Origin of the sequence: Micromonospora sp. NPDC049799 (assembly GCF_040656655.1) — a bacterium.
Classification (GTDB): domain Bacteria; phylum Actinomycetota; class Actinomycetes; order Mycobacteriales; family Micromonosporaceae; genus Micromonospora.
Map to the genome: position 1 here is coordinate 1 of NZ_JBFAMU010000115.1, position 12,517 is coordinate 12,517.

At 72.6% G+C, this 12,517-nt stretch carries 11 protein-coding genes; 3 read left to right on the forward strand and 8 right to left on the reverse strand.

The features are described from left to right. Positions 1-132: 132 nt before the first annotated feature. Complete coding sequence (locus AB0I76_RS11930) at positions 133-1,260, reverse strand: glycerophosphodiester phosphodiesterase (protein WP_357033659.1); 1,128 nt, start codon at positions 1,258-1,260, stop codon at positions 133-135. Positions 1,261-1,447: 187 nt separating this feature from the next. Here AB0I76_RS11930 and AB0I76_RS11935 point away from each other — a divergent pair, with 187 nt between their 5' ends. Beyond that, positions 1,448-2,782: a potassium transporter TrkG gene (locus AB0I76_RS11935; RefSeq protein ID WP_357033661.1), complete on the forward strand. Its 1,335-nt coding sequence runs from the start codon at positions 1,448-1,450 to the stop codon at positions 2,780-2,782. A gap of 25 nt (positions 2,783-2,807) precedes the next feature. Next, a complete protein-coding gene (locus tag AB0I76_RS11940) occupies positions 2,808-3,440 on the forward strand; it encodes a TrkA family potassium uptake protein (protein ID WP_357033679.1) in 633 nt (210 codons plus the stop codon). A 50-nt stretch (positions 3,441-3,490) separates the two neighbouring features. Here the strand turns inward: AB0I76_RS11940 and AB0I76_RS11945 are convergent, their stop codons facing one another. The 7 genes from AB0I76_RS11945 to AB0I76_RS11975 all read right to left on the reverse strand — a co-directional run bounded on the left by AB0I76_RS11945 (position 3,491) and on the right by AB0I76_RS11975 (position 12,166). Beyond that, on the reverse strand, positions 3,491-5,110 hold the full coding sequence (locus AB0I76_RS11945) for a serine/threonine-protein kinase (RefSeq protein ID WP_357033663.1): 1,620 nt from the start codon (positions 5,108-5,110) through the stop codon (positions 3,491-3,493). Between the two features lie 71 nt (positions 5,111-5,181). Next, positions 5,182-6,735 (reverse strand): fused MFS/spermidine synthase, encoded by a 1,554-nt coding sequence (locus tag AB0I76_RS11950; protein WP_357033665.1) that lies wholly within the window; start codon positions 6,733-6,735, stop codon positions 5,182-5,184. Between the two features lie 36 nt (positions 6,736-6,771). Then, complete coding sequence (locus tag AB0I76_RS11955) at positions 6,772-7,782, reverse strand: hypothetical protein (RefSeq protein ID WP_357033667.1); 1,011 nt, start codon at positions 7,780-7,782, stop codon at positions 6,772-6,774. Positions 7,783-7,961: 179 nt separating this feature from the next. Next, on the reverse strand, positions 7,962-8,774 hold the full coding sequence (locus AB0I76_RS11960; RefSeq protein WP_357033669.1) for an inositol monophosphatase family protein: 813 nt from the start codon (positions 8,772-8,774) through the stop codon (positions 7,962-7,964). Beyond that, positions 8,767-9,219, reverse strand: a complete 453-nt coding sequence (locus AB0I76_RS11965) for a response regulator (protein ID WP_357033671.1) — start codon at positions 9,217-9,219, stop codon at positions 8,767-8,769. The genes AB0I76_RS11960 and AB0I76_RS11965 overlap by 8 nt, the downstream gene beginning before the upstream one ends. After that, on the reverse strand, positions 9,216-10,961 hold the full coding sequence (locus AB0I76_RS11970) for a CHASE3 domain-containing protein (RefSeq protein WP_357033673.1): 1,746 nt from the start codon (positions 10,959-10,961) through the stop codon (positions 9,216-9,218). The genes AB0I76_RS11965 and AB0I76_RS11970 overlap by 4 nt, the downstream gene beginning before the upstream one ends. After that, the gene (locus AB0I76_RS11975; RefSeq protein ID WP_357033675.1) at positions 10,958-12,166 is read right to left on the reverse strand and encodes a fused response regulator/phosphatase; all 1,209 of its coding nucleotides are present in this window, start codon (positions 12,164-12,166) and stop codon (positions 10,958-10,960) included. The genes AB0I76_RS11970 and AB0I76_RS11975 overlap by 4 nt, the downstream gene beginning before the upstream one ends. A gap of 166 nt (positions 12,167-12,332) precedes the next feature. Between AB0I76_RS11975 and AB0I76_RS11980 the strand changes: the two genes are divergently transcribed. Continuing rightward, positions 12,333-12,473 carry a hypothetical protein gene (locus AB0I76_RS11980; protein ID WP_357033677.1) on the forward strand — a complete coding sequence of 47 codons (141 nt, stop codon included), beginning with the start codon at positions 12,333-12,335 and terminating at the stop codon, positions 12,471-12,473. Positions 12,474-12,517: the final 44 nt, after the last annotated feature.

The following is a 12,517-nucleotide window of genomic DNA, read 5'->3' on the forward strand; positions in this document are numbered from 1 at the left end:
GGGGGGTGTGGGGGGCGGTGTGGGGGGGGGCGGTTCTGGTACGGTGGGGGGCCCCGGCGCAGGGGGGGGGGCGGGGCGGCGCCCGCGCCCGGGGGGGGGGGGGGGGGGCGGGCCGACGGGCGGGCCAGGTGGTCAGCGGCGGGGCAGGCCCGCACGGGCGGCGACGGCGGTGTCCGGGTGGTCGGTGAAGACACCGTCCAGGCCCAGGCCGTAGAACAGTTCGTACTCGGCCTGGATGTCGCCGCGGGCGACCGGGTCGGTGCCGATCCGGAAGTCGGCCGGCAGGAACTGGTTCTCCGCCCGGAAGGTCCAGGCGTGGACGATCAGGTGCTCGGCGTGCGCGTCCCGCACCAGGGTGGTGGGGGCGAGCAGCCGGCCGGTGGCGTCCCGGGACACGATCAGGTTCTTGTTCGCCCCGATCCCGTCCGCGTACGTGGCGATCCACGCCAGGCCGGCCGGCTTCGCCAGGTCGGCGTAGGTGCGGGTGTCACCGGCGACGGCGAAGTCGTACGGGCGGCCTGCCGCGTCGAGCAGCTGGGCCAGCTTGACGTCGACGACGCGGTTCAGCTCACGCAGGTTCGCCGTCTCGAAGGACTGGATGATCACCGGCGAGTTGCGGTGGGTCAGCTTGTTGCGCCGCAGCACCTCGACCAGGGGCTTCTCCAGCGGCAGGCCGATGGAGGCGAAGTACGTCGGGTGCTTGGTCTCCGGGTAGACACCGATCACCCGTCCGCGCGCCCGACCCTCGGCCCGGGCAAGGTCGATGACCTCCTGGAGGGTGGGCACCTCGAACCGGCCGTCGAAGGCGGTGTTGGCGACCCGCACCTGCGGCAGCCGCTCCTTGGCGCGCAGCGTCTTCAGCTCGGCCAGGGTGAAGTCCTCGGTGAACCAGCCGGTGACGGACGCCCCGTCGATGGTCTTCGTGGTCCTCCGGGCGGCGTACTCGGGGCGGGCCGCGACGTCGGTCGTACCGCTGATCTCGTTCTCGTGCCGCGCGACCAGGACGCCGTCGCGGGTGGCGACCAGGTCCGGCTCGATGTAGTCGGCGCCCTGGCGGATCGCCAGCCGGTACGCCTCCAGCGTGTGCTCCGGCCGGTACCCGCTGGCGCCACGGTGACCGATGACGATCGGGCGGTGGGTGGCGCGGTCGCGGTCGGCGTGCTCAGCCCGGTCGTCGCGGGCCGCGGCCGCGGTCGGCACGGCCACCGCCGCCGCCAGCAGCGCGCCGGCCACACCGAGCACGGAAAAGGTACGTCGCAAGGCCGTCTCCTGTCGTCGAGGGGATCGACGACAGCAGACCCTCGTTCCCTGGCCGGCAGTTGGTCGGGCTCTGGCGACCGGGTGAACACTTGCGGGTGCCGGCGGACCGGTCGCGACGGACCGGGCTGGCAGCGGCCGTCGTCGCCGTTTCCGCACCACGGCTGGGGCGGAAAAGGAAGATTGTCTGGTGCGCCGGCTTCTTCGTCACCCAGTACGGTTGGTGCCGCTCGCCTTCCTGGTGCTGATCCTGCTCGGCACCGGGCTGCTGATGCTCCGTCCGGCGACCATCGTCTACGAGCGCACACCGTTCGCCACCGCGCTGTTCACCGCCACGTCGGCGGTCTCGGTCACGGGCATGGCCGTCAACGACACCCCGAACTACTGGTCCGGTTCCGGGCTGGCGCTGATCACCGTCCTCACGCAGATCGGCGGCCTGGGAATCCTCGCCGGCGCCGCGCTGGTCGTCCTGGCGGTGTCCCGCCGGCTCGGGCTGCGCAACCGGCTGCTGGTGCAGGCCGAGACCGCCGAGTACGGGATCGGCGACGTGCGGGCGCTGCTGCTGCGCATCGTGACGACCGTCCTGGCGTGCGAGGCGGTGATGACGCTGGTCGTCGCGGGTCGCCTGTCGCTGGCCTACGACTACCCGGTGGGCCGGGCGCTGTGGTCCGGCGCCTTCCACTCCGTGCAGGCCTTCAACAACGGCGGCTTCTCGCTCTACACCGACGGTCTGCTGGCCTTCTCCCTGGATCCCTGGGTCTCGTTGCCACTGGCCGTCGGTGCCATCGTCGGCGGCCTCGGCTTCCCCGCCCTGTTCGAGGCCGTGCGGGAGTGGCGGCGACCCCGCCGCTGGGCCGTGGCCACGAAGCTGACCATCTGGGGCAGCGTCGTGCTGCTCGTGGTCGGCTTCGCCACCCTGCTCGCCGCCGAGTGGACCAACGCCAGGACCATCGGCCAGTACGACGTCCGGGGCAAGATCCTGGCCTCGTTCACCCAGGTCGCGCTGAGCCGTACCGGCGGGTTTGCGGTGCTGCCCACCGCGTCGCTGAGCGAGGAGAGCTTCCCGCTGCTCACCGGCCTGATGTTCATCGGCGGCGGCAGCGCCAGCACCGCCGGCGGAGTCAAGGTCTCCACGTTCTTCCTGCTCGCCTTCGTCATCTGGGCGGAGCTGCGCGGTGAGCCGGACGTGCGGATCGGGAACCGACGGGTGGCCACCGCGAGTCAGCGGCAGGCGATCACGATCGCCCTGCTCAGCGTGGCCTTCGTGGCCGCCGGCACGACCGCCCTGATCGTGCTCACCGAGGGCGTCCTGTTCAACCAGGCGCTGTTCGAGGCCACCTCGGCGTTCAGCACCACCGGCCTGTCCGTCGGGATCGCCCAGTCGCTCTCCGACGGCGGCCAGTACCTGCTCACCCTTCTGATGTACATCGGTCGGATCGGGCCGCTGACCCTCGGGTCCGCGATCGCGTTGAACACCCGACGATCGCGGTACCGATACCCGGAGGAGCAACCCATTGTCGGCTAGAGGAACGAACTCCGGCGCCGTCCTGGTGATCGGCCTGGGACGGTTCGGCCACCACCTGGCCGGCGCGCTGGCCGCGCAGGGCCACGAGGTGCTGGCCGTCGACCGCAACGCGGAGCGGGTGCAGAGGTGGGCGGACCGGCTGGACCGGGTGGTGCAGGCCGACGCCACCGAGGAGGGGGTCCTGCGCCAGATCGGTGTGGCCGATCTGCAGCGGGCGGTGGTGGCCATCGGGGCCTCGGTCGAGGCGAGCGTCTTGAGCGTCCTGGCCCTGGTCGAGCTGGGGGTGCCGCAGATCTGGGCGCGGGCCACCTCGGCGAAGCACGCCAAGATCCTCGGCTCGGTCGGCGCGCACCACGTCATCTTCCCCGAGGCCGAGACCGGTGAACGGGTGGCCCACCTGATCGTCAGCCGCATGCTGGACTTCATCGAGTTCGGCGACGACTTCGCCATCGCGAAGATACCCACCCCGAAGGGCCTGACCGGACGATCGCTGCGCGAACTGGCCCCGGTCGAGCACTACGGGGTGCGGGTGGTGGGCGTGAAGGACCCCGGGGAACGATTCCGGTACGCCACCGACGACCGGGTTCTCCTACCGGGCAGCGTGCTCATCGTCGAGGGCAGCATCGACCAGGTGCAGCGCTTCGCCGCCCTGACCTGACCCGCGTCACCTTCCCTTGCCCTGACCTCCCCGGCCGCCGTTGCCCGGCTTCACGCTTTTCCCTTACCACCGCCCTTGCCCTTGCCGGCGTTCTCCGACCTGCCGCTCTTCGTGCCGTCGCGGGAGCCGCTTTCGTCACGGCCGGACGAGGTCGTCGCCTTCCTGGGCGGCGCCTTCCGCACCGAAGGCTTCGGCGCCGGGGCGGTGCTGGGAACCGATCCGGCGACGCCCGAGACCTGCACCGCGCAGACCTGGTCGCCCACGCGGAACTCCACCGGCAGTGGGTTGGCCCCGGTGTACTTGCCCGCGAGGGAGACCTTCTCGGTGGCTCCCGGCGCCAGGGCGGCCCGCTTGGGCGCCGGCTCGACCTGCACCGTCGAGCCCTGCTGACGTACCGTCGCCGGCTCGGCCCTCGTCACCGTCTGCTGCCCGGGGAAGGTGAAGCTCATCCGCCAGTCGCGCAGCTCGGAGCCGCCGGAGTTGGTCAGGGCCACCTCGGCGGCGAAGTCCTTCCCCGAGTCGGCGCGCAGGGCGTACGCGACCTGGCAGGAAGGCTTCTTCTCGGTGCCCATCCGCGCCTCGGTGGGCTGGTCGACACCGCCACTGGCCGAGCTGCCGGAGGTCACCCCCCACATCGCCGCCGTCACCGCCACGAGGCCACCGGCGGCCACGAGCGCCTCGGCCCGCCGGCGCCGGCGGGCAGACCGGCGGTTCCGGGCGACGGAGAAGGGCAGCGCGTCGGTGGCCACCGACCAGGGCAGGATCGTCGTGCCGGCGTTCGCCAGCTCGACCGGATGGTCCCCGACCGGGGCCGGGGACACCGGCACGGCGGGAATCATGCCGGCCGCCTCGGCGAGCGTGCGCGCCACCTCGGCCGTGGTCGGCCGGTCCGCCGGCCGCTTGGCCAGGCACCGGTGCGCCAGGTCGCGCACCTCGTCCGGGAGCCCGGTGATCGGTGGCATCGGATCGGGGTCGGTGTACATGTGCGCGCGCAGCATCTGGGTGGTCGTGTCGGCCTGCCACGGCAGCCGGCCGGTGAGCATCCGGTAGAGCAGCAGGCCCATCGCGTACACGTCGGTGGCAGGCGAGACCTCGCCGTTGTCGAGCCGCTCCGGGGCCAGGTACGCGGGCGTACCCAGCAGTGTGCCGTCCGGGCCCTTCTCCTTCTCCCCCACCAGGGCGGAGATGCCGAAGTCGACCACCTTCACCCCGGTGGCCGTGATCATGACGTTGCCCGGGGTCACGTCGCGGTGCACCACACCGCGCGCGTGCGCGGTGGCCAGCGCCGAGGCGACCTCCGCGCCGATGGACACCGCCTCCCGCCAGGGCAGCCTGCCCCGGCGCAGCCGGCCGTTCAGCGACTCGCCGTCGACCAGCTCCATGACGACGTACGGCACGGTCAGCCCGACCTGCACGGACTCGCCGTAGTCGTACACGTTCGTGATGTTGGGGTGGCAGAGCCGGGCGGCGGCCTGGGCCTCCACCCGGATCCGGTGCCGGAACGCCCGGTCGCTGGCCAGCCGGGACGCGAGCACCTTGACCGCCACCTGGCGGCCGAGCACCTCGTCGTAGCCGCGCCACACCACGGACATGCCGCCGGCACCGAGCTGTTCGATCAGCCGGTACCGCTCCCCGAGCAACTGCGCGCCGTCACGGACTCCTCCACCCATGGGAGTCGTTGTTGCCCGGGACCGTCCCGGCTACACCTGGAAGGTCGGAATCGGTCAGCCATGTCACCCAATCAGGCGGTGGCGAGCAGCTGGTCCACCGGGGCGTAGTCGTCGGTCAGCACCAGCGCCTCGCCGACGAAGTCGTCCAGGGCGGCCCCGGCCAGCAGGGCCGCCGTCGGGTCGGCCCGGGTCAGGCGGGCCTGGATCGCCGGCAGCGGCAACGGGGCGTCGGAGGCGACGATGAGGAAGTTCGCGCCGCCCTCCCCGGCCAGCGCGGCCGGCGGGGCGATCAGCGCGAGGTGCCCGAACTCGGCGGCGACGGTGGCCAGCTCGCTGCGGACGAAGCGCAGCGGCGGGTAGTCGATGACGTTCTGCACGTAGACGCCCCCCGGGCGGGTCACCCGGCGGATCTCCGCCGCCATCTCCCGGGTGGCGAGGTGCCAGGGCACCACCAGGTGGCCGAACGCGTCACCCACCACGAGGTCGCGGCTGTCCGTGCCCTCCCCCGCGACCAGCATCCGGGCGTCGCCCACCACCGCCCGCAGATCCGGCCCCTGGCGTACGCCGAGCTTCCGCTCGCCCAGCTCGACGAGCCCGCCGTCGATCTCGAACACCACGTTGTCGGTGCCCGGCCGGGTGGCGGTCAGGTAACGGGGCACGGTGAACCCGCCACCGCCGAGGTGCAGCGCGTCCAGCCGGCGACCGGCCGGGGCGGCCACGTCGGCCACCGCCCCGATCCACTTCGTGTACGCGTACTCCAGGTGCGTCGGGTCGGCCAGGTCCACGTACGAGTGCTGGGCCGAGTTGAGCAGCAGCGTACGTCCGGTGTCGCGGTTGGGGTCCGACGTCACCCGGGCGCAGTGGTAGGCCGTCTCGATGTCGCACGGGGTCGGCGCGACCGTGGTCAGGCCGGCGCCGACCAGACCGAGCACCGCCAGGGCGGCCTTGGCACGGGCCGGTCCAGGCAGCTCGGTGCGGTCCTGCCGGCGCAGCCACACGCCGAGGGCGATCCCGCTGACCCCGAGGGACACCGCCAGACCGAGCAGGATCACCGTGCTGGGCAGCGCCGCGACCAGGACGAACCCGGTGACCAGGGTGGCCGTGACCGCGCCGAGCGTGCCGATCGAGGAGAGCCGACCGACGACCTGGCCGGTGCGGCGCAGGTCGGCGAGCTGGAGCTTGACCACCAGCGGGGTGACCGCCGCCAGCAGCATCGCCGGCACGAACACGGCCAGAGCGACGAGCAGCAGGATGGCGCTGGCCGCGCCACCGCGCAGCACCTCACCGGCGTACCGCACGACCGGCAGGGTCACCGCGGTGGCGATGCCGGCCAGCACCAGGGCCGGAGCGATGAGGGTGCGCGGGTCGCGACGGTCGGCCAGCCAGCCGCCCGACCACGCGCCGTACGCGATGGCGGCCAGCGCGATGCCGATCACCGAACTGGTCACCTGGAGGGTCACCCCGACGTACGGGCCGACCAGCCGCAGCGCGGCGGTCTCCAGCACCAGGACGGCGCCGCTGGCGAAGAAGACCAGGAACGCGGCGAGGCCGTTGGGCAGCGCCCGGGAGGGCACCGGCAGGTGCCCCGCCGGCGGGACCGTGACGTCGGAGGTTGGGGAGCTCACCCGCGCGATGGTACGCAGTGAACCTGGGGCCCCGGGTCAGTACATCGAGAGATGAACATGGTTCGTGTGGTCGGCCGCCGGGCTGCCACTGCCGCCGTACGACCGCCAGCCGGTGCCGGGATGCCAGATCTGCCGGTACCAGATCACGTACAACACTCCCAGTCGGCCGGCGTTGCGCACGTGCCAGGCGGCCAGGGCGTCACCGTACGCCTTGTCCCCACCGGTGGCGGTCCGGTCCTCGAACCCACCGGCGGCGGCCGAGAAGTCGCAGGCACGGCCCTTGGGGTGCTCGCCGGAGCCGCCGCTCCGGTAGCAGGAGACGTAGCGCTTGTAACCGGCGGCCTGGGTCTGCTGGAGGGCGTTCAGGGTGCGCGGCGTGATGCAGCCGGAGGTCGTCGGGTCGTTCACCGAGCAGGACTCCGACGGCCACGACCCGTCGGAGTTGCGCGGCGCCGGCCTCGCCGACGTGGAACTGCCACCGCTGAAGCCGCCGCTGCTGCCGGAGCTGACCGCGGCGAGCGCCGCCTCGGCCTCCCGCTTCCGCTTGGCCATCACGAGCACCTGCTTCTGCTGCTCGCGGATCTCGCCGTCGATGGCGATCTTCGCCGCGCGGGCCTCCTCGCGGACGTCGGTCAGCTCCCGGATCTTCTTGCCGTCCCGCTGCGCCATCGTGTCCAGGTTCGCGGCCCGCTCCAGGAAGGCCTCCGGTGAGGTGCTCTCCAGCAGCATCGCCGCCGCGCTCAGCCGCCCCAGCCGGTACGACTGCGCGGCCACCTCGCCCACCTGCTCGGTCAGGTCGACCAACCGGACCTCGACCGCGGCGAGCTGGCTGGTCAGCTCCTTCTGCCGACGCTGGGAGTTCGTCAGCTTCGCCTGGGCCTCGATGTGGGCCTTGGCGGTGGCCTCCAGCGTGTCCCGCAGCTTCTTCGAGCCACCCTCGTTCGGCTCCGCGTACGCGGGCGCCGCCCCGACGCCGAGGAGCATCGCGACGGCGGCGAGGACAGCGATCAGCGGGCTGCGACGCCCGGAGGGCATGGTCGTACGCACGAGAGCATCCTTCCGTCGACCGCCGACCCCCCGGTGACCCCTGCGCGGCGGCGGCCCCCGTCGGGGCCGGTCGACGACCGGCCGGTGGAGACCGCGGGTCAGGATACCGGAACGGCCGCGTGTGACCAGGCCCGCAACCCTCTCCGACATCGAACGTCGACGGTGCGTCGCACCGTTGCTCACGCTCCGCCGAGCAACGCCTCCCGGACGTCCGCCCAGATCCGCTCGTTCGCGGCGACGAGCAGACCGCGACCGTCGTCCGTCGGGTCGTAGTCGGTGCCGTCGAAGCGGCGCGCCACCCCGCCGGCCGCCCGCACCAGCGCCGTGCCGGGGGCGTGGTCCCACGGGAGGGTCCGCCAGAAGAGCACGAACTGCTGCTCGCCGGTGAGGATGTCCAGGTACTCCCGCCCGGCGCAGTGCTGGCCGGGGAGCAGTTCGCCCAGCCGTTGCCCGCCCGCCTCGACGCCGGCCCGCTCGCGCGGCGGCAGGAAACGCGTCATCGCCGCGCCCCGCAGCCCGCCGACCGCGGGCGCGGCGTCCGCCGCCGTCACCGGCCGGCCGTCGACGTACGTCCCCTCGCCTGTCCGCCCCACGGCCAACGTCCCGGCGAGCGGGTCGTACACCCAGCCGGCCGTCGGCACGCCGTCGGTCAGCAGGGCCACCATCAACGCGAACGGCCGGCGCCCGGCGGCGAAGTTCGACGTGCCGTCGATCGGGTCCACCAACCAGACCTCGCCCGCCTCACGCAGGTGGCCCAGCAGCCCCGGATCCTCCGCGACCGCCTCCTCACCGACCACCACGGAGCCGGGGCGCATCCGCCGCAGGGCCGCGGAGATCAGCTCCTCGGCCTGCCGGTCGGCGACGGTGACGATCTCGCCGGGCGCCTTCTCCTCGACGTCGGCGTCGTCCAGCTTGCGGAACAGCGGGACCACGACCCGGTCGGCGGTCTCACGCAGCAGCCCGGCGACGTCGTCGAGCAGGGTGTCAGCCACGCGGGGGCAGCTTGACCACGCTGACGAAGAACTCGTCGATCTGCCGGACCACCGAGATGAACCGCTCGAAGTCCACCGGCTTCGTGACGTACGCGTTGGCGTGCAACTGGTAGCTGCGGAGGATGTCCTCATCGGCCTGCGACGTGGTCAGCACGACCACCGGGATCCGGCAGAGCTGCTCGTCCTTCTTGATCTCCTCCAGCACCTCCCGCCCGTCGCGGCGGGGCAGGTTGAGGTCCAGCAGGATCAGGTCGGGTGCCACCGCGTCCGTGTAGGGCGCCTCGCGCCGCAGGTAGGCCAGCGCCTCGGCGCCGTCGGAGACGACGGTCAGCCGGTTGCGGAGCTTGTGCTCCTCGAAGGCCTCCTGGGTCATCAACACGTCACCCGGGTCGTCCTCGACCAGCAGGACCTCGATCGGGCTCTTGCCGTCCGCCGGCGCGGTCATCCCACCGTCTCCTTCATTCCACCCGTTCTACCGCCTTCCGACGCCGCGTCGGGGCGTTCCGCGCTCTCGGGGCCCGTGGTGGCGCCCACGTCCTCCGCCTGCCCGTCGATCCCGGTGGGCTCGTCGGTGGTCGCCGTATCGTCCGCCGCCTCGACCTGCGCCGCCGCCTCGGACTCCCGGGTCGCGGCCTCGACGTCCTCGGGCAGCGCGGGGAGGGTGAAGCGGATCGCGGTCCCCTCCTCGGTGCCGGTGTCCACCCAGACGTGGCCGCCGTGGTACTCCACGATCTTCTTCACGATGGCCAGGCCGATCCCGGTGCCCGGGTACGCGTCCTTCGCGTGCAACCGCTGGAAGATGACAAAGATCTTGTCGGCGAACTCCGGCTCGATCCCGATGCCGTTGTCCTGGCAGCTGATCTCCCACTCGTCGCCGACCAGCCGCGCCGAGACGTGCACCTTCGGCGGGACGTCCGGGCGGCGGAACTTGATCGAGTTGCTCACCAGGTTGGCGAGCAAATTGGTCAGCAGCGGCTCCTCGCCGCGGATCACGGGCAGCTCGCCCCAGGTCAGCTCGGCGTCGGCGTACTGCAGGGCGGCCTCGGTCTGCCCGGCCACGTCACCCATCACCTTGTTCAGGTCGACCTCGGTGAAGCCGGTGGTGAGACGACCGATCCGGGAGAACGCCAGCAGGTCGTTGATCAGGCGCTGCATCCGCTGCGCGCCGTCCACGGCGAACGCGATGTACTGGTCGGCCCGCTCGTCGAGCTGGCCGGCGTACCGGCGCTGGAGCAGCTGGCAGAAGCTCGCCACCTTGCGCAGCGGTTCCTGGAGGTCGTGCGAGGCCACGTACGCGAACTGCTCCAGATCACGGTTGGACCGGGTCAGCTCCTCGGCCTGCTTCTGGAGCTGACTGTTGACCCACTCGATCCGCTCGCGCGCCTCGCGTACCTCGTCGAGGTCCTTGGCGATCTTGCGGCGCATCGCGTCGACGTCGTCGCTGAGGTGGATGAACTCGGGCGGACCCGACCCGGCGATCCGGTGCTGGTAGTCGCCCTCGGCCACCTCCCGGACCTGGGTGGCCAGGTCGGTCAGCGGGCGGATCACCATGCGGTCCAGGGAGAGAACCAGCGCGATGCCGGCGACCGCGACCACCGCGGCGGCGATGATCAGGAGGACGGCCAACTGGTTGCTGCTGCGCCGCACGTCGGCCGCGCTCCGCTCGCGGGTGGCCAGGATCTCCGCCTGCAGGTCGTCGGCCGCGGCGCGGACCTGGTCGAACTGCTCGCGGGCCCGGTCGGTGACGAGGGCCTGCCCGGCGTCCGGCCCGTCCTCGCCGGTCGCGGTGATCACCGGGACGGCGACGTTCTCCCGCCACTGCGCCGCCCGGGCCTCCACCCGGTCGAGGTCCTCGGCGATGGCCGGGTCGCCGTCCAGGAGCGCCCGCATCGAGGCGATCCGCTCGCGTTCCAGCTTCACGCCGTCGTCGTACGGGGTCAGGTCGGCCAGGTCCCCGCTGACCGCGTAACCACGGATCGCGGTCTCCTGGTCCAGCAGTGCGCTCAGCAGTTCCTGCGCCTGCACACGCAGCGGCCCGGTCTTGTTGAGGATCGCGTCGATCTGGCTGCGGTTCTGCGCGGCGACGGCGGCGGCCGTGCCGGCCAGACCGACCAGGATCAGCGTGACGACGGCGAGCAGCAGGGCCACCTGCCGCCGTAGCGTCCAGTTGGGGTTGCCGAGCCTCACCGGCCACCACCGCGGCTGACCAGCAGCATGGCGACGTCGTCGGCGAGCGGGCCGCCGTTGATCTGCTCCGCACGCCCCACCAGCCAGGCCGGCAGTTCCGCCAGCGGCACCGCCAGGTTGGCCGGTTCGGCGAGCAGGCCGGACAGGCCGGGGACGTCGAGGCGCTCGTCGCCCTCGCCCACCCGCCCCTCGATCAGGCCGTCGGTGTACATCAGCAGGGACCAGTCATCGGTGTCGAACTCCAGGTCGTATGCCACAGGTCGGCGGGGCCGTACGCCGAGCAGCAGGCCGCCCGGCGCCGGTACGGGCACCACCTTGCCGCCGGCGAGCAGCAGCGGCGGCGGATGCCCGGCGAGCCGGACGGTGGCCCGGTTGACGTCGAGGTCCAGCCGGACGGTGGCCACCGTGGCGAAGATCTCCTGGAGCCGCCGCTCGCTCATCAGCACCTGCTCCAACGCCGGCAGCACCTCGTCGTCGGGGACTCCGGCCAGGATCAACGCCCGCCAGGCCACCCGCAACTCGACGCCGAGCGCCGCCTCGTCCACACCGTGACCGCAGACGTCCCCGACGATCAGGTCGACCCGGTCCGGGCGGGTCTGCACCACGTCGTAGAAGTCCCCGCCGATCAGGGCGGCGTGCCGGCCGGGTCGGTAGAAGGTGTGCACCGCCACCTGGTCGGTCGACATCAGCGGCTGCGGCAGCAGGCCCCGCTCCAGGCGGGCGGACTCGGCCTGGCGCAGCTCGACCTCGCGCAGCCGGCGGGCGTTCTCGTCGGCGCGCTTGCGCTCCACCGCGTACCGCAGCGCCCGGGTCAGCAGCACGCCGTCGACCTGGCCCTTGACCAGGTAGTCCTGTGCGCCCTCGGCGACCGCCACGATGCCCAGGTGCTCGTCGGAGCGCCCGGTGAGGACGCAGACGGCGGCCCCGCTGGCCATCTCCAGGACCTGACGCAACCCGTCGAGGCCCTGCGCGTCGGGCAGGCCGAGGTCGAGCAGGACACAGTCGACGCCCATCACGCGCTGCCGGGCCTCGCTGAGGCTGGTCGCCACCAGCAGGTCGATCATCGAGTTCGTCTCGGCGAGCAGCTCGCCGACCAGGAACGCGTCGCCCTCGTCGTCCTCCACCAGCAGCACCCGCAGCCGCTCACCCGGAGGCAGGTTGGGGTGGTGCCCGAGACCGCCATGCGGGTACGCCCGGGGTGCCACGGAGGGACCGGCATGGCCGGTCCCCCGGTGCGGCCGGGTCACCGCCGCGAGACGCGGGAGATCGCTGGTGATGTCGGGCTCCTTCCGAGTGCCCTGCTGATCCTGTATTAGACAACGGTCGCACACAACACGACGGCCACCCCGCCCCCACCCCCGAGGAGTCCCCGTGGGCGCACCTCCCCTCCCGGCCGACCGCGCGCCGGCCGGCCCGACACCCCTCGTACCGGCCAAGGACCGTGCCTTCGCCCGGCCCCGTCGCCGGTTCGCCGCACCGAACAGTGAGTCCTTCCATCCCCCGAACGAGTAGTACGAGACCGGGACCGGGATCGCCACGTTGACGCCGACCATGCC